Raw genomic sequence first — 18,162 nt, 5'->3', positions numbered from 1 at the left:
TTTATGTTTCTCATCGTAGATTGAGAGGATTTTTTCAATAGAATATTTAAAATTAGTTTATAACATTATTTTCTAGTATCCCTATTTTCTCTATTTTAACTGCCACTTTATCTCCAATATTCATCGGTCCCACACCTGAGGGTGTGCCTGTGGCAATTACATCTCCGGGATTTAGGGTCATTATTTTTGATATGAAACTTACGAGTTTTTCCACAGAAAAGATCAATTGATTAGTATTTGAGTTTTGCTTGATTTGATCGTTGAGTAAAAGTTGAATATATAGGTTACTTGGATCAATATCCGTTACAATTGTGGGACCAAAAGGCGCAAAAGTATCAAAGGATTTTGCTCGTGTCCACTGTCCATCTTTCTTCTGCAAATCCCTAGCGGTAACATCGTTAAAGCAAGTATACCCTAGGATATGTTCTTTTACGTGGTCTTCTTCTATGTCTTTGATTTTGTCTTTAATTACAACCGCAAGTTCTGCCTCATAATCTACTTGATTGCTCATTTTTGGGTATATAATACTCTCTTTTGGTCCAATCACAGCAGTTGACGGTTTTATGAAGAGAACCGGTTCTTCTGGGATTCTGTCCTTCATTTCTTCCGCATGATCTCGATAGTTTAAGCCAACACAAACGATCTTGCTAGGAGTACAAGGAGCCTTTAACGTAACCTCATTGAGGGTGTAGACATTATCGGTAACTGTGAATTTGTCAAAGATATCGCCGTTAATAACTTTTATAATGTTTTCTTCCAACACGCCGTAACTTATTTTTCCATCTTTTTGAAATCTGACGAGTTTCATAATTTTACCTCCGTTTTTGTTTTTGATAACCGCCTTTAGAAATTCTAAAACTTTGTATATAGCGCCCCTTCGCCCCACTCCCCACCCTTCTAAGGAAGAGCCTGCGGTCCCTAACCCAGCAGGGGAATAGCTTTTGATCGCGGGTTACCTTGTTACTTCGTTGTGTTCTTTTATATATTTTTCAAGGGTTTTAATATCTCTGTATTCATTATACATCCAGTTTGAGTATTTTAAATCATCTGGTATAATTGATTTCATTTCTTCTAAATCGTCTTTTGTTGTCATGGGTGGGTATAGTGTGGTTCTTAAGATTAGATCACCTTTGAAATCTTTTAGTAGATTCAAACTTTCTTTTAGTATAACACAATTTCCACCGATAGTTTTATACTTTTGACAGCTGGTTTTCATGTCTAACGCTATCATATCTACAATATCTATAACCGTAATTAAAACTTTTGGATTGTGTCCGTTGGTATCAAGCTTTACCGAAAATCCCATATCTTTTATTTTAATGATAAAATCTCTTATATCTTTTTGTAGAGTTGGTTCTCCTCCGGTGATGACAACCCCTTCTAAAATCCCGACTCTTGATTTCAAATAAGAAAATATACTTTCTTCGTCAACCAATTGGCCTGCGAAAAAAACTAATTCAGGATTATGACAATAGGGGCATCTTAGGTTACAATAGGGACAAAATAGCACGGCAGCTATTTTGTCCGGGTAATCAATAAAGCTTACTTTTTGCATAGATGCGATTTTCATACGTTATACTCCAATCTTTCTTTGAATTCTTGCTGTTTTCCTTTATTCCAACTTTTCACAGGCCTGTAATATCCAACAACCCTTGAATAAACTTCGGTAGGTTTGCCACAAATGGGACATTCAAAATGTTCTCCTGCAATGTAACCATGGGTTTCGCAAATGGAAAAAGTTGGCGTTATGGTCATATATGGAACAGGATATTGACTAAAAGCTTTTTTAATAAAAGTTTTTAAAGTACTTGCTTGGGGTTTTTCCTGCAAAAAGATATGTAATACTGTACCGGATGTGTATAAAGTTTGCAAAGGTGCTTGATGTTCAAGTACTTCAAATGGGTCTTCGGTGATTCCGACTGGTAAAAATGTCGAGTTTGTGTAGTACGGTTCATTATCACCTGAAGTTATTATGTCAGGATAAAGTTGCTTGTCTTTTTTCGCTAACCGATAAGATGCTCCCTCTGCAGGTGTCGCCTCTAGATTGTATAGGTTTCCAGTTTCTTCTTGATAATCTTTCAAAACCGATCTCATATAATTCAAAACTTCTATTGCAAATTCTTTTCCTTCAGTGGTTTCAATACCTCTTCCCATGAAATTTAAAAGTGATTCATGCATTCCTATTATTCCTATGGTTGAAAAATGGTTGTTGAAATGTCCCAAATAAACTTTTGTATAATGCATAAGATTTTTGGAAAGATTTTCTTCTACCACGTATCTTTTTATTTCTAAAGAAGTTTTCGCTAAATCCATCATCGATTTTAAGTTTTCAAAATATTCTTCTTTGGTTTTAGAAATATACCCTATTCGAGGAAGATTGATTGTTACTACACCTATGGAACCTGTTTTATCTGCTGAGCCGAAAAGTCCTCCACCTCTATTTTTTAATTCCCTTAGATCGAGTTGTAACCTGCAGCACATACTTCTTACATCGCCCGGATTTAATGAACTTGAGATGAAGTTTTGGAAGTAGGGTAACCCATATTTGGCTGTAGCTTCCATCAATAAATCAACATTTTCACCTTCCCAATCGAACTCTTTGGTAATATTGTAAGTTGGGATGGGGAAAGAAAAAATTCTGCCATTTGCATCTCCTTCAAGCATAGTTTCCAAGAAGGCTTTGTTCACCATATTCATCTCTTTTTGATAATCTCCATATACTCCAATTTCCTTTCCGCCAACAATTGCAGGTTCATTTTTTAGATCATCAGGAACTGTCCAATCAAGCGTGAAATTTATAAAAGGTGGTTGTGATCCCCATCTAGAAGGTACGTTCATTGCGAAGACCATTTGTTGAATGAACTGCTTCACCTCGTCATAACTTAATTTATCTGCCCTCACAAAGGGTGCAAGTAAAGTGTCTACGGAGTTAAAAGCCTGAGCGCCTGCAAATTCCATTTGCATAACACCCAAAAAATTCACCATTTGTCCAGTCAAGGCAGATAGATGTTTGGCAGGTTTGGCATTAATTTTCCCTTCCACACCCCCAAAACCTTTCTTTATTAGATCCATGAGTGACCATCCTGCACAGTAAGCGACTATACCATGGGATAAGTCATGAATATGTAAAGCACCGGATGAATGAGCCTGTGATATTTCTGAAGGGTATATTTCATTTAACACATAATTTGCCAAAGCACTCCCTGCTAAGTGTAAGTACAAACCCGGATAGGAATAAGTAGTGTTTGAATTTTCGTTGGTTCTCCAATCTTCCTTTTTAATGTATTCATTTATCGTTTTCTCTACGTCAAAACTCATTTTTTCTGCATTTGAATAATTCTCTAAGCTGCGTTTTTTCTGTTCTTTAATTAAATATTCTTTTCTTGAATCCCCTTCAGGACGTTTCTTTATAGTTACGGGTTTCAACAACAAACTGTCTTTGATAGAATCTAAATCCATATTTTTTCAACCCCCTTATATTTATGTATCAAGTTAATTTACAAAAGACTCAATTTATTGTGCCATATTTTATATCATACCACTGTATATTGTATTTGTCAATATTGTTTATATTACAAAAAAATGGTATAATACAAAAAGTAATTTTGCTTAAACTCATAAGAAGTTTGGGTGGGCAGCGAGGCGAAGGGGTACTAAAAGAGGTTTTAGAATTTTAGAGAGAGTAGAAGAGAAATTACTTGGGAGGGATTCATATGAAAAATGATTTTTTAGGGAGAAGTTTAACGGTTATGAATGATTTAACGGTTGAAGAGCAGTTATTTCTTTACAACCAAACAAAAAGGCTAAAAGCAAAATGGGCAAATAAAGAAGATCTTACTGAGTTTCAAATAAAAAACCAAACAGGCATTTACATAGTATTCCTCGAACCAAGTACCAGAACCAAAGAATCCTTCGTTAATGCTTCTAAATTCCACAAAAACGCTAAAATCAACATCTTCGAATCCGAACACTCCTCATTTAATAAGAAAGAAAGTTATATAGATACCTTCAACATGTTAACTGGCTATTCAGATTATTCTATATTCATTATCAGATCAAAATTGGAAGGTACTTGTAAGTTACTAGACGAAAAGGTATCAGAATTTGCTTCAAGGCATAACCTACCACATCCTTCCTTTATAAACGCGGGAGATGGTAAACACGAGCATCCTACTCAAGAGATTTTAGATGAATTCACATTTTTAGAACAAATGGATTTCAGCAACGAGTATATTCATATAGCTCTTATTGGTGATCTTCTTCATGGAAGAACGGTCCATTCAAAAGTGGAAGGTTTAAAAATATTTAAAAATGTTGAGGTTGATTTGATAGCGCCGGAAGAATTACAGATGCCAAAACACTATATTAGCAAAATGAGGCAAAAAGGGTACAATGTTAGAATCTTCTGTTCCATAGAAGAGTACCTAAAACAGGGTAAAAAAGCCAATATTTGGTATTTCACCAGGCTTCAATTAGAACGAATGGGGGAAGATATTCTGGAAAAAGAACATATTTTGAGAAAAAGTGTGACTTTTACAAAAGAATTTCTCCCCCTTATTTCCGAAAACGTAAAATTTTATCACCCTCTCCCTCGTCACAAAACTTACCCCACTATTCCAACCTTCTTGGACCCCTTACCGCTTAACGGCTGGGAAAAACAGGCAATAAACGGATATTGGACAAGGATAATCTTACTTTCTATGTTTGGTGGAGCTCTAACCGCCCCCTTTGATACCTCAATTAAAGGTGTTGAAATTAATGAAGAGGATTTCATTATCCCCGCACCGATAAAAGATGGTAAAAAAGGGTTGTTAAGTGAAGGAAAAAGAGGGATCAAGCCGATTGAAAATGGAACGGTAATTGATCACATAGCCAAAGGACAAAACCCAGAAAAGATATACGAGACGATCATGAAAATAAGGAAGATTTTAAAGTTTTATAATATTGATAGTGCAGACGGAATATTTAGATCAGCAGACGGTAGATTAAAGGGCTACATTAGTTTGCCTGACGTTCATCTATCAAAGAAAGATATAAAAAAGCTTTCAGCTATATCTCCAAATACAACTGTAAATATTATTGAAGGTGGAAGAGTCAAAGAAAAATACAGAATTTCTTTACCGCCTATTATATACGGTTTCGAAGAGTTAAGGTGTAAAAACGAAAACTGTATAACCAACCCTCAAAACAACGAAAACGTACAGGTTTCTTTCATTAGAAACGAAGAGAATCAGTTAATATGTGAATATTGTGAAACCCCTCATACCTTTGAAGAAATATGGGGTCTTTAACAGTAAAAAATCTTACTTTATCTTTGTTTTTACTCTTTTAATATTTTTGTGATAAAATTCAATGATAGGGTAAAAAGTAAAGTGGGAGGAATTTTTTTGAGAAATCTCGTTTTTGATTTGGGAAATGTCCTTTTTAAATTCGGTCCGGATGAGATTTTAGATGGTCTATTCAAAGATCCGCTTATAAAAAGGAAGTTAAAAGAGGCTGTTTTTAAAACAAGTATATGGAAAGAATTGGATAGGGGGACCTTGTCTTTTGAGGAAGCCAAAAAGATTTTCATCGAGAAAAATCCTGATTTAAAAGAAGAAATAGATATATTGCTTCAAGAATGGAAGAATTATCTTCATCCAATAACCGAAAACATAGAAATTCTGCCTGAATTGAAAGAAAACAACAAACTTTTCATATTGTCTAATTTTCATGAAGAAGCCTTCAATTATATAAGAAGAAAATACTCGTTTTTCGATATCTTTGATGGAATGATTATTTCGTACAAGGAGAAACTATTGAAACCCGAAAAGGAAATTTATCAACTTTTGCTTAATAGGTATAATTTGAACCCAGAAGATACCTTTTTTGTGGACGATATTGTTGAGAATATAATGGCTGCCGAAGAATTAGGAATTAAAGGTATATTATATACGGATCCTGAATCCTTGAGAGAAATGTTAAAAAGAATAGATGCCCTATAATTGTGAAAGGAGGCAATGAAGTGGATAATGTTTTTGATAAACATTGTGTATTTATCACTTCAACCGGAAGAACAGGTACGAGATTCCTTGCAAAAAGTTTATCAAAAATGGTTGAAGATTGTTATGCGGTCCATGAACCTGCGAATGTGTTTATTAAAGATCTAAAAAAATGGAGAGATGATATAAAAAGGTTCGGCTTTTATCAAATGACCGTAGGGCAGTTTTTGCCTTCTAAATCTATGTGCAAGTTGAGCACTTATAGGAGAAGAAGAAAAATAACCGATGAAAAGGCTAAAGAGTATATAAAAGGTTTGAGAAAACAGATTTTGGAGGAAACAAAAGAAAGCTTGTACGTCGAATCAAGTAACCATCTTCACGGAGTTATTGATCTGTTGGGAGAGGTCTTTCCTAATAGTAAAGTCGTGTTTATTATAAGGGATCCAAGAACATGGATCCGTTCAGCCATAAGTTCCCCTGTTTATTTGCTATATAGTAAAGTCGATTTTTCTTTTTTGGGAATGAGTATGAGGGCTTCCCATTTCAAAGACGATCCATACTCGCTGAAGTGGAAAAGTATGAGCAAATTTGAAAAATTTGCTTGGTATTATAATAAACTGAATACCTTGGTATTGGAATCTATGAAAAATAAAAATAATTTCAAATTATATCGCTACGAAGATTTGTTCATCGGTGAGAAAAAAGAAGAAAATTTTATAGATCTATTAGAATTTTCCACGAAGTTTGATGATGGATTCAGTAGAAAGTATACTTTTGACCCTTCTTTCCTAAAGAAGAAAATAAACTCTGCGTCGGACAAGTATAAGATACCACATTGGAAAAGTTGGAATAAAAAGAAAGCGCAGATACTTCAAAAACATTGTGGGGAGTTAATGGATAAGTTTGGTTATGGGAAGGAACCTGAGTGGTTAGAAAAATTGAATTCGGATTATAAAGAAGAGTACGCATAATATAGGAGTATTAAATGATTTCAGAAGATCTTAAACTTAGTTTGTACGCAGATGGATGCGATATTAGACAAAATGAATTTCTCAAATATTATACGAGTTTTAGAATAGGTGGACCTGTTCCATATATCTTGTTTCCAAAAACTTTAAATGCTTTTGTGAATGCTTTATCGCAATTAGTTAAAAGGAACATTCCTTTCAGAATTATAGGTCAAGGAACCAACCTCATCGTAAGTGATGAGCCTTTAAAATTTGTGGTACTTTCCACGAAATACTTAAATAAAATGAATTTTGAAGAAAAAAATAATATGGATTTGATTGTAGAAGCACAGAGCGGGATGTCTTTATCTGCTCTTTCTTTTTTGCTATCAGAAGATGGATACTCTGGACTTGAATTTGCGTGCGGCATTCCAGGAAGTGTAGGCGGAGGAGTTTTCATGAACGCAGGAGCCTACGGCGGTGAGATGAAAGATGTCGTTTTGGAAACAACGGTATTCGATTTGAAGGATGGAAAAATCAAGACTTTAAATAAATGTGATTTAGAGTTTGGTTATAGAACCAGTATTCTCCAGAAAGGTTCTTTCGTTCTTCTATCCACTAAATTTTTACTAAAAAAAGATGACCTTAAAAAAATTAAAAATAAATTGATAGATTTTTCAACCCGCAGATGGGAGAAACAACCAATCGATTTACCATCTGCGGGAAGTATATTCAAAAGGCCGAAGCCAGATTTTTTTGTGGGTACTACGATAGAAAATTTAGGATTGAAAGGCTTTTCCATAGGCGAAGCTCAAATATCAACAAAACATGCAGGTTTCATAATCAACAAAGGTAATGCCACTTTCAATGATGTAATTTCATTAATTGAATATGTAAAACGTATTGTAAAAGACGAATACAATGTTGATCTACAGGTCGAGCCAGAGATTTGGAAATGACTTATGATTTTTTCTTTTTTTTCTTATTTTTTTTGTTAACTTTTATTTTGGCATGAGGATGATCCTTTTTCAATTTTTCAAAATCATCTTCCGTATATGGGATAAAATCTACTTCAGTTCCGATTTTATCCGCTCTTACCACTTTGGCTTGTAACTTGTCTCCGATCCTATAAACTTTGCCGGTTCTCTCGCCTTTCAACGTATTGTCACGTTCTTCGTAGATATAATAATCATCGCTCAACTCTGATATATGTATCAATCCATTTATCATCTTTTGGGGGATTTCTACAAATAAGCCAAACCTTGTTACACCTGTTATGTACACCCAAAAGACTTCTCCTATATGTCTTGAAATGTATTCAACTTTTTTCATATCTATTAGATCCCACTCGGCTTGGTCTGCTACCCTTTCCATTTCAGAAGAATTTTTAGCTATTTCAGGAAGCATTTCAGAATACTTCTTTATTTCTTTCTTTGAAAGGGTTCCTTTATGTTTGATGAACTCTTTCAGCAATCTATGAACCACTAAGTCAGGGTATCTTCTTATTGGTGATGTGAAATGTGTATAGGATGATGAAGCAAGACCAAAATGTCCCACGTTTTCTTCAGAGTACAATGCCCTCTTCATAGACCTAACAAGCATCATCTGAATATTTTTACTTAAAGGATGATTCTTTGTTTTTTCCAATATTTCCTGTAGGACCTTCGGATGAATATTTTGAGGAAACTTTACATTTATTCCCAACATATCCAGATAATTTCGCAATTGAAGCAATACATCAGGATCCGGATTTTCGTGGATTCTATATATAAAAGGTAAGCCTTGAACATCAAAGTATGAAGCAACTGTTTCGTTGGCCAAAACCATGAACTCTTCGATCATTTCTTCCGATATGCCTCTTTCCACAGGGATGATATCCTTTACATAGCCTTTTTCATCGAATTCAAAGTATACTTCGTTGCTTTCAATGTCAATTATCGAGCCTCTTTCTTTTCTTTTTGCACCAAGTATTTCCATCAGTTCTTTCATCATCTCAAGATCTGGCTTTAAAAAGCCTATTTCTTTTTTTACTTCTTCACTACAATTGTCAGATAGGAGTTCATTAACTTTTCTATAGGTCAATCTTTTGGTACTTCTTATCACTCCATTATATATTTTTGAGTTTACCAAGTTTCCATAAGGGTCAATTTCCATTAGTAGGGACATTGTCAATCTATCTTCACCTTCAACCAAAGAACATATCCAGTTGGATAACTCAAAGGGAAGCATTGGGATAACGGTGTCGATTAAGTAAACGCTTGTACCTCGTTTGTATGCCTCTCTATCAAGAGCACTGTTATTTTTTACATAATGAGATACATCTGCTATATGTACCCCGAGTAAATAATTACCGTTATCTAACTTTTTTATACCAACGGCATCATCAAAATCTTTTGCCGTATCACCATCGATAGTAAATATAGTTTCTTTTCTAAAATCTTTTCTTCCCTTAATTTCATTTTCAGAAAGTTTATTTGGAAGTTCTTTAGCCTCTTGTACCACTTTTGGAGGGAAGTAACCTGGCTCAGGTAAATCATGCTTGAAGATCACTATAGGCAAATCTATGGAAGGGTCATCTTTGTCACCAAGGACATCTACTATCTCGACCTCTGGATTTTTTGTGGGAGATTGGTACTTTGTTATTTTTGCCTTCACTATTTGTCCGTTTTTAGCTTTTCCTACACCTTCCGGAGCTACGTAAAAATCCGTATTTATTTTTCCATCAATGGGTATAACGAATCCAAAGATCCCTTTTCTTACGAACTCACCTACCACATATTTTAACCCTCTTTTTAATATTCTAACTACCCTACCTTCTTTTAAATCTCGCCATTTACCTATTATTTCAACCAAAACTAAATCTTTATGCAAACTGATTCCAGAATTCTCAACCTTCACAGCAATTTCGCTTCCATCTGGGCATTGTACAAAAGCCATATTTCCACTCTTCGTGAATTCGATGGTTCCAACAGCCATGCTTTCATCTAATTTTCTGTATCTGTTTTGTGAATCTTTAATTATTTTTCCTTCATTTAGGAGTTTTTTTAGTATTCTTCTGATGTTCGCCTTTTCTGATTTTTGAAATGCATTTAGATTTTCGTAGAGTTCTTTTTGTATCATAGGCTTTTTATCTATTATTTCCAATATTAGATTTTCTAAGTTGTCTTCATTCATATTTTACCTCCATTCAATAGATTATTCCACTTTTTAAAAAAGCTAAAACTTGTTTCAGCGCCCCTTCGCCCCGCTTCCCACCCTTCTAAGGAAAGGACCTGCGGTCCCTTAAAAACCCCAAATCAAGGTCAAAATCATTTAAAAACATTGTTTGCACACTGACGTAAACTGAGCTCCGCCCTGTAACCCTTTTAAATTAAAATCTTATTTTTACAGTTACTCATATCCTCTATCAGAGGTGTAAAAAGTTGCAAGTTTTGGATTGAAAGTTAATTTTATGGTTCCAACCGGCCCATTTCTTTGTTTTCCTACAATCAGCTCTGCTTCATGTTCATCATTTAAAGTATTTTTACCAGGCTCATCTTTTTTTCTTTTGTAATATGAATCTCTATACAAAAACATAACGAGATCCGCATCCTGCTCAATTGCTCCTGATTCTCTGAGATCACTTAAACGAGGCCTTTTATCTTCTCTTTGTTCAACTGCACGGGAGAGTTGAGACAAAGCAACGACGGTGATATTTAACTCTCTAGCGAGTAATTTCAAGGATCTTGATATCTCTGTTATTTCTTGTTGTCTGCTCTCATAACCTTTAGATCTAGAAGTCATCAATTGTAAGTAATCGATAAAAATTACTTCTATACCATATTCTCTTTTCATTCTCCTTGCTTTAGCCCTCAGCATTCTGGGAGTTAGATCTGGTTCGTCGTCAAAGATAAGTCTTGATTTCGATAATTCTCCTGCTTTTTGTACTAATTTTTCCCACTCTTCATCAGAAATTTGTCCAGTTCTAACCTTGTGTAAATCAACCTTTGCCTCAGAACATAAAATTCTGTTAGCTAACTGTTCTTTCGACATTTCCAAACTAAAGATTGCCACGGCAACATTTGCCTGTAAAGCCATGTTAGTTGCAATATTTGCGGCAAAAGACGTTTTACCCATGGATGGTCTAGCGGCGATGATAATTAACTCAGATCTATGAAATCCTGAAGTCATCCTGTCTAAAGCTTTGAATCCAGTAGAAACCCCCGTAACGAGATCTCCCTCGCCTTTTTGAGCTCTGTTCTTCAATTCTTCTATCTGTTCAAAAACATCATGCATTACGTTGGATAAAAGATCGTATGTTCTGGTTGCACGGGCTTCGGCTATGGAAAATATTCTCTTTTCTGCATATTCTAAAACTTCTTGAGCATCTCCAATATTTCTTACGGCATCAACTATCTCCGAAGATGCGTTTATTAAAGCTCTTAAAAGGGCTTTCTCTTTTACAATTTGGGTGTAATACATCACATTAGCCGTTGTTGGGACAACCTGAGCTAAATAAATTATTGTATCTTCTCCACCGATTTTCTGTAAAAGATTGGATTCTCTTAGTTTTTCAATGACAGATACGGTATCAACAGGTTCCCCTTTGTCAAAAAGTTCTTCCATAACTTTAAATATTATTTTATTATTTTCGTAGTAAAAGTCTTCCCATCTTACCTCTTCAATCACGTCAGGAAGTATGGAAGGGTCTAAAAAGATGCTACCTATGACCGACTCTTCGGCTTCTTTACTATTAGGAGGGGTAAAAGAAGTAAGTTCCATTTGTATCCACCATCCTTATGCGACGCCAGGAGCCCCGGAGTTTACGCCCGGGGAGGAAGCGTTGCTTCCTTCTCTCAGCATATACTCATATCCGTCTGCTTTTTGCAACAACCGTAGATATTTAGGATGCACATCAAATCTAATCAGCTTAAAACTGGGTTTATGCCTGATAGCTATGCGACCAATATGGATACCGGCATATTTTCCCTTGGGGATTATTGCTTTAACTATATCTCCCGTTTGATACCCCAAGTAAGTTTTTGCTCTGGGTGCATGTTGAATAGGAAACCCGTACTTATCCGTTCTGCACCGCTGTCGTCTACCGTGTCCAGTAGCTTTTATCTCCAAAACAACAACTTTATCAATATTAATATGCTCGGGAGTGCTGGCGCCTGTACAGGCCGCGTCTATCCAGTGGGCTTTGGGCAATCCCATCTGCACTCGATTATACTTCGTCCTCCCTCCAGAACCGGCTTCTAACGGCAATTCTAACTCTTTCAGCCGCTTAAACAGTATCCATCGTATGGTATTGACAACAGTTGCGTCTTTGAGAGGCTGCTCTAGCTGCTGTAAAACTTGCAGCAGATTCTTGGCTCGTTCCTGATCAAGGGAATTAGTAGAAGCCTGTAAGTAGTTGAGCCACTCTTCAGGTCGCAAATTACCCTTGCTTTTGTTGCACGTCTCGCAGGCTATGACCAAGTTGTTCACCCGGTTTGTACCAGCCGGTCCATGCCTGGGTTTCTTCGGCACGACATGCTCAACCTCAAGCACGCTATCGCCACTTTTACCCCGGCAGTAAGCACACTGGTGGTCGTACTTCTCTAATAGGTATTCTCTGATCTTATATCCGTAAAGGGTTCCCTGCTGGTACTCAATACCTTGTATTCCTGGGTTTTCTATCCTTTGCAAATCAAACTTTACCAATTCCACCGTAATGGATTGGATGGGGCAATACCGCCTTATGCGATTAACCCAGGTTAATACGTTCGCTATCCGGCTTTGCAACGAAGGCGGTAGCCAGCCGTCTTTCTTCTTGCGATTTAGAAACCTTGGGGCACGGTGCCGCTTCTTACGATTACGCCGCGCTCTCCGCAAGGTCCGTCGGGTAGCTAACTTCGCTTTAATTTGCTCACCCCGATGGTGAAGTTCCCCGGCAAAGATAACTTCGCCGGTAGCATCATTAACCACTGCAAGGCCAGTTACTTTACTCCCCGGGTCAATCTTTAGCCTTAGTGGCTGTACTTCGGGATTAGCAATTTCCTGTTTTAGAATAATCGTGAAGGGATAACGTTTATATATCGCCGCACGCCCCTGCTTCAGTAGTATCCTGGCCTTAGCAGGGTGGCAGGGCAGGAGCGGCCTTTTCTTAGTGTCAAGCACGAATACTTTACTCATTTACTGAGCCTCCTTTGCAGGGTAATGTTTGCCTCGCCAAGGTTATTCAGGCTTTTTACGTCCAAGCACACTGGCTTCAACCCCGTATGCCTGTTTAATGTTGGACGACAGAGCCTGGAGCTGGCCTCGCACCCCAAGGTGTCATGACCTGAATAACGTAGCCCTGATAGAGCTAAGGCTGGTCATCTCCGGGCTACTCATCGCAAGCCCCCGGCTTTAGCCGTGGGGTAGATGACCTCGATCAAACTAATAAGCTCAAAAAATAAGATAAAACAAAAATTCCAACACTTATTAAAAGGCCTACCAGTCCTTTTTTGTCCATTTTTTTTACGTCTTCATCAGAACTTTTACTACCGTTTCTTATCATTTTAGCAGATCTCCATAAAAATACCGTTGAAATTATAAAAAGGATCATTGCTATTACAAAAAGAGTGTTTACAAAAGCAAACATTAAAGTATCACCTTTTCAACATAAGGACTTGTAAAGGCCCTCAGAACAGAGGAGTAACCTAGCCTAAATCTTATCTTATCTCCTACTTTAAACCTTACTTTAGATTCAGTTAAGTCTACGATCGTATGATCACTACTTGCATGGAGTATTTCAATATCGTCATCCAACGGATACATACTTGTAGGATTAATATCTTGTTCTCCCACGGCTAAAATTCCTTTTATTCTATTACCTTTGTCTTCAAATTTTGGTTTACGACCAAATGCATCATAACCAATGTTGCCATAGGGGACAGAAGGTTTTTCTTTTAATTCCACAATTTCTGCTTCCAAGATTATCGTATCCTGCCTTGTCCCTGGAACGTTGCGGTTGTTAGTTGCGTCCATTCCACAGATGATCGATTCGCCTAGTCTATATTGGTTTATACCCTTTGGTAAACTTCCTTTTTCAATTAAAGGTAAGGCAGCGGTATTTCCCCCGGAGATTATATCTAGAGTTCTTCCAGTTTCTCTTTGGATTTCTTCCTTTATTTTTACGAGCCTTTGCATATTAGTTTCATCAGGGATTACTCCACCAAAACATCCTAAGTTTGTGCCTATTCCAACAATCTCTATTCCTTCTATATCAATGGCATTTGAAACCTCAGAAACAGCTTTTTCAAACCAAACTCCTTCTCTCAGATCACCCACGTCAACCATATAGATGACTTTAGATTTCTTATTGAACTTAGAAGAAACACTCCCCAATTTCTTACTTATCTCTAAGTCACTTATTAAAGTATAATCAACATGATTTGCCACATCATCAAGTTCAGAGATCATGGGTATGCGAAGTAACATAAAAGGTCCTTTTATACCAGAATTCCTCATTTTCTTTATGTTTTGAATCCTTGAATCACCCAGTATTTCAATTCCACATTCTTTAAGTGCATGAGCTATTGTAGGTTCACCACAAACTACTTTAGTGACAGCTATTATTTCTACACCCGAATCAGTACACAATGATTTTAAAAATCTTGCATTTTCTTGAATCCTTTCTAAGTAAGCGTAAACCTTTGGATACAAGGAAAATCCTCCTTTATTTAAAATTGCGGGCAATCTTGGCCCGCAATTATGAAAATTTTACTTACGTTAAAACATCTAGATTTTGACCCTGATACAATTCACCAACGGTTCTAACTAATTTCATCGAAATTCCAGTTTGTTTGTAAATTACAAAAGATAAAAGTTTTTCCATCTCTTCCTTGGACATTGTAGGACTCTGGTTAATGTTTTGACTACTCGTGTGTGGAAGTTGATCACTTCCATAATCAAAACTACTTAGATAAAGGGGCTTGTATTGTTGAGAGGATATAGGATCGATCAATTTGATCCCCCCTTTTTAATTTTGTTTTAGTAGTTTTAAAATTTTAGAATCGTCTTCCCCGCTTTCTTCATATATTTTGTTCAATTCGTCAACAGACATCTTAGATATTTTCTCCAAAAGTTCTGGGACACCTTGAGATTTGCCAGGAACACAACCGTCTTTTCCAACCTCACCTTTGACAAATGCCTTTGCGAAGGCTGAACATCCAGGATAACCACAAGATCCACAATCTATACCGGGTAATACCGCTCTAACAATGGCTTCTCTTGGATCTTCCTTTACTTCAAATTTTTTTGCAGCAAATGCTAAAAAAGTACCGGAAGCAAACCCTAAAATCCCTAATAATAACACCGAATAAACTATTGTGAGCACTGCAAAAAACACCTCCAAAGAAATTCTTTCTAGTATTATTATATCACATATTAGTTATATGTTAATTTAAAAGTGTCGACAGTATTTCACTTATTTTCTTTCCATCGGCCCTTCCTTGAACCTTTTGAATTACTAATTTCATAACTTTGCCAAAATCTTTTTTTGATGTTGCATTAACTTCCTTTATAGTTTCTTCTATTATTTTTCTCAATTCTTCGTCAGAAAGCTGCTCAGGAAGGTACTCTTGCAAGATCTCAACTTCTTTTCTTTCTTTTTCAGCAAGATCTTTCCTATCTGCTTTTTCGAATTGTTCAATGGAATCTTCTCTCATTTTTATTTGTTTTTTTATCAACTGGACTATTTCTTCCTCTGTTAATTCAGAACCTTTTTCAACCTCTTTATTTTTAATCTCTGATATTATCGATCTAACCGCATTTAAAGCAAGGGTATTTTTTTCTTTCATATATTTTTTTAAATCATTATTTAATATATCTTTTAACATTTATCGTTCCTCCTTATTCAATGCTTCATTTCTTTTTTTTCTTAGATACCTCAATTCTAAAAAGAATATGATTATGCTTAGTATACCAAAGATTATAACATAAATATTTAAATTTATTTCAGAAAATTCACCCGCAAGCATAGTGAACAAAATATCCAAGATTTCATAAGCTAAAAGAAATAGACCGATAAAAGAAGAAACTATTATATGAGCAGATTTATGATACCATATTCTATTATCATTAGAAAAACCGTAGATCGAAATTAAGAATATAACAAAAAAAGAAAAGACGTAGAAAAAGTTTTTCTGTATATTTAGCAACATGAAAATAATCGATAATATTGCTATCAAAGAAAGTGTCAAGTTTTTGTGCTTCATAGGAAAATACCTCCCACAAAAAACACCAAATTAGCTATAAGATAAGCAACGACAGTGGTGTAAATAAAACTAAAAATAGCCCATTTCCACCCATTTGTCTCCGCTTTAATCGTGGCTAACGTTGCAAAACAAGGAATATAAGCCATAACGAAGAATATGAGTGCTAAAGCAGATGCTGGGGTTAATGCATTTTGTAAGGCATAGGTTAAAGAGCCTTCTCCAACATTAAAAATTGTGGCATAGGAAGACACAACTATTTCTTTTGCAGCGACACCAAAAATCAAGCCGGTGTTTATTCTCCAATCCCATCCCAAGTGATTGGTTAAAGGTTCAAACACTCTCCCTATAGAAGCGGCAAAACTACTGTTTATATCTGTTCCAAAATTAGGGAAGAAAGATAAAAGCCAAATTAGTACGGTGGCTATTAAAATTATGCCTCCAGCTTTTTGTAAAAAGTGCTTTCCTCTGTTCCATGTATAAATGGATAAATTTTTTAAAGTAGGCATCCTAAACCTCGGCAGTTCTATGATGAAGGGGATATCTTCTGATTGGGTAATGAATCTTTGTAAAAATTTTGAGGATATTAAGACTAACGCTATACTCGATAAATAGACTAGCAGCATTATAGTGGCTGCATGTGTTGAAAAGAATGCACTTATTAAAAGAATGTAAACGGGTAACCTTGCACTACACGATGCAAAGGGAAGGCTAAGAATTAAAGCCAATCTTTCTTTTTTATTGGCAATCGTTTTAGTAGAGATAATGGCTGGAACGTTACAACCAAAACCTAAAATAATAGACATAAAAGATCTACCACTTAATCCAAAATTCCTGGCAATTCTGTCAACTAAAAAGGCCGCCCTTGGTAAATATCCCGATTCTTCCAAGAATCCTAAGAAGAAAAATAAGATAAAAATCTGTGGAATAAAAACTAAAACACCACCAACGCCAGCTATAACCCCATCAACTAGTAGTGATTCCAACCAAGGAATAGTTACAAATTCGCTGATAGAATTACCCAAAAAAGTAAAAGCCGAATCCAGCAAATCCGATAACGGTTGAGCGAGGCTGAATGTTAGAGAAAACACTGCAAACAAAGCAAAAACATATATCAATATTCCCAAAATCTTATGTGTAAAAACGTGGTCTAAAATATCTCTCAAAGACCAGTCTATACCCTCTTTTATTATCGAAGAACTAACTAGATAAGAAATGAAATTAAACTTCCAATTTAAATATTTGTTTTTAAGATCTTCTATATCAAAATTTTCTTTTAACTCAGTCAAAAAATCTTGGGGAAGTTCTAAATCTTCACTTCCAAACTCTAAAAAATATATTGGTAACCAACTACTATCTATATAATTTTGATATTTTGAACTTATTTTAGGATACTTTGAAACTTTGTCTTGAAAAAAATTGATAAAATTCTCTATTTCTTCTGGATACATTATTTTCTTTTTTGTAAGATTTTTTTCTTTTGAAAGCTTATATGCTTCTTCTAAAAGTTCTTCCTTACCTTCACCTGTCTTGGCGGAAGTCAATATGACAGGGATGTTTAAAGTTTTGGAAATAGGGGATGGATCGATGATTCTCCCTTTTTCTCGAGCTTCATCTACGGAGTTTATAACCAAAATAGTCTTCACGCCTATTTCTATAAGTTGAAACAATAAAAACATAGAACTTTCCAAGTTCAAGGCATCTGCTACGACAATTACTATCTCTGAAGTATTACTTATTAAGTAATCTTTAGCAACTCTTTCATCTTCACTTTTAGCTGAAAGGGTGTAAACACCTGGAAGATCAACTAATTTAAAGGTTTTACCTTTATACTTAAAACTTCCTATTTTCTTCTCTACTGTAACCCCTGGCCAATTGGCAACATATTGTTTTGTGCCCGTTAAAAGGTTGAATAGAGAAGTCTTTCCAACGTTAGGATTTCCAATTATTGAAATCTCAGCTTCCTTGTCAACGGTTTCAACGTTATCTTTGAGGGTATCCTTGCTCATTCAA

The 18,162-nt window shown here is 35.7% G+C and carries 17 protein-coding genes; 4 read left to right on the top strand and 13 right to left on the bottom strand.

Annotation, left to right across the window (positions count from 1 at the left end):
* Positions 1-52: 52 nt before the first annotated feature.
* The 3 genes from X926_RS03170 to X926_RS03160 form a co-directional block, all read right to left on the bottom strand.
* Positions 53-808 carry a fumarylacetoacetate hydrolase family protein gene (locus X926_RS03170; RefSeq protein WP_103064980.1) on the bottom strand — a complete coding sequence of 252 codons (756 nt, stop codon included), beginning with the start codon at positions 806-808 and terminating at the stop codon, positions 53-55.
* Positions 809-952: 144 nt separating this feature from the next.
* A complete protein-coding gene (locus X926_RS03165) occupies positions 953-1,570 on the bottom strand; it encodes an anaerobic ribonucleoside-triphosphate reductase activating protein (protein ID WP_103064967.1) in 618 nt (205 codons plus the stop codon).
* Positions 1,567-3,459 carry a ribonucleoside triphosphate reductase gene (locus X926_RS03160; protein ID WP_103064966.1) on the bottom strand — a complete coding sequence of 631 codons (1,893 nt, stop codon included), beginning with the start codon at positions 3,457-3,459 and terminating at the stop codon, positions 1,567-1,569. The genes X926_RS03165 and X926_RS03160 overlap by 4 nt, the downstream gene beginning before the upstream one ends.
* A 254-nt stretch (positions 3,460-3,713) precedes the next feature.
* Here X926_RS03160 and X926_RS03155 point away from each other — a divergent pair, with 254 nt between their 5' ends.
* The 4 genes from X926_RS03155 (at position 3,714) to murB (ending at position 7,887) form a co-directional block, all read left to right on the top strand.
* Complete coding sequence (locus X926_RS03155) at positions 3,714-5,291, top strand: bifunctional aspartate carbamoyltransferase catalytic subunit/aspartate carbamoyltransferase regulatory subunit (RefSeq protein ID WP_103064965.1); 1,578 nt, start codon at positions 3,714-3,716, stop codon at positions 5,289-5,291.
* A 96-nt stretch (positions 5,292-5,387) separates the two neighbouring features.
* Complete coding sequence (locus X926_RS03150; RefSeq protein WP_199171166.1) at positions 5,388-5,984, top strand: HAD family phosphatase; 597 nt, start codon at positions 5,388-5,390, stop codon at positions 5,982-5,984.
* A 20-nt stretch (positions 5,985-6,004) separates the two neighbouring features.
* Complete coding sequence (locus X926_RS03145) at positions 6,005-6,952, top strand: sulfotransferase (protein WP_158245184.1); 948 nt, start codon at positions 6,005-6,007, stop codon at positions 6,950-6,952.
* 14 nt (positions 6,953-6,966) lie between these two features.
* Positions 6,967-7,887, top strand: a complete 921-nt coding sequence (gene murB, locus X926_RS03140; protein WP_103064963.1) for a UDP-N-acetylmuramate dehydrogenase — start codon at positions 6,967-6,969, stop codon at positions 7,885-7,887.
* Position 7,888: 1 nt separating this feature from the next.
* On the opposite strand, the gene rnr is transcribed toward murB, so the two are convergent.
* The 10 genes from rnr to feoB form a co-directional block, all read right to left on the bottom strand.
* Complete coding sequence (rnr, locus tag X926_RS03135) at positions 7,889-10,102, bottom strand: ribonuclease R (RefSeq protein WP_103064962.1); 2,214 nt, start codon at positions 10,100-10,102, stop codon at positions 7,889-7,891.
* A 216-nt stretch (positions 10,103-10,318) separates the two neighbouring features.
* Positions 10,319-11,689, bottom strand: coding sequence for a replicative DNA helicase (gene dnaB / locus X926_RS03130; RefSeq protein WP_103064961.1), 1,371 nt, complete (start codon positions 11,687-11,689; stop codon positions 10,319-10,321).
* A 15-nt stretch (positions 11,690-11,704) separates the two neighbouring features.
* A complete protein-coding gene (gene iscB / locus X926_RS03125; RefSeq protein WP_103064960.1) occupies positions 11,705-13,084 on the bottom strand; it encodes an RNA-guided endonuclease IscB in 1,380 nt (459 codons plus the stop codon).
* A gap of 241 nt (positions 13,085-13,325) precedes the next feature.
* On the bottom strand, positions 13,326-13,535 hold the full coding sequence (locus tag X926_RS03120) for a hypothetical protein (RefSeq protein ID WP_103064959.1): 210 nt from the start codon (positions 13,533-13,535) through the stop codon (positions 13,326-13,328).
* Positions 13,535-14,599, bottom strand: coding sequence for an alanine/ornithine racemase family PLP-dependent enzyme (locus X926_RS03115; RefSeq protein ID WP_103064958.1), 1,065 nt, complete (start codon positions 14,597-14,599; stop codon positions 13,535-13,537). The genes X926_RS03120 and X926_RS03115 overlap by 1 nt, the downstream gene beginning before the upstream one ends.
* Positions 14,600-14,660: 61 nt before the next feature.
* Positions 14,661-14,900 (bottom strand): hypothetical protein, encoded by a 240-nt coding sequence (locus X926_RS03110; RefSeq protein ID WP_103064957.1) that lies wholly within the window; start codon positions 14,898-14,900, stop codon positions 14,661-14,663.
* Between the two features lie 15 nt (positions 14,901-14,915).
* Complete coding sequence (locus X926_RS03105; RefSeq protein WP_103064956.1) at positions 14,916-15,272, bottom strand: (Fe-S)-binding protein; 357 nt, start codon at positions 15,270-15,272, stop codon at positions 14,916-14,918.
* Positions 15,273-15,333: 61 nt separating this feature from the next.
* Positions 15,334-15,774 (bottom strand): GatB/YqeY domain-containing protein, encoded by a 441-nt coding sequence (locus X926_RS03100; RefSeq protein ID WP_103064955.1) that lies wholly within the window; start codon positions 15,772-15,774, stop codon positions 15,334-15,336.
* Entirely contained in the window at positions 15,775-16,152 is a 378-nt protein-coding gene (locus X926_RS03095) for a hypothetical protein (RefSeq protein ID WP_103064954.1), read from the bottom strand.
* Positions 16,149-18,158, bottom strand: a complete 2,010-nt coding sequence (gene feoB, locus X926_RS03090) for a ferrous iron transport protein B (RefSeq protein ID WP_103064953.1) — start codon at positions 18,156-18,158, stop codon at positions 16,149-16,151. The genes X926_RS03095 and feoB overlap by 4 nt, the downstream gene beginning before the upstream one ends.
* Positions 18,159-18,162 lie beyond the last annotated feature (4 nt).

This window comes from Petrotoga sp. HWHPT.55.6.3 (assembly GCF_002895495.1).
GTDB classification, from domain to species: domain Bacteria; phylum Thermotogota; class Thermotogae; order Petrotogales; family Petrotogaceae; genus Petrotoga; species Petrotoga mobilis.
Note: the sequence above shows the minus strand (reverse complement) of the source record. Positions and strands in the feature narration are given on the sequence as shown.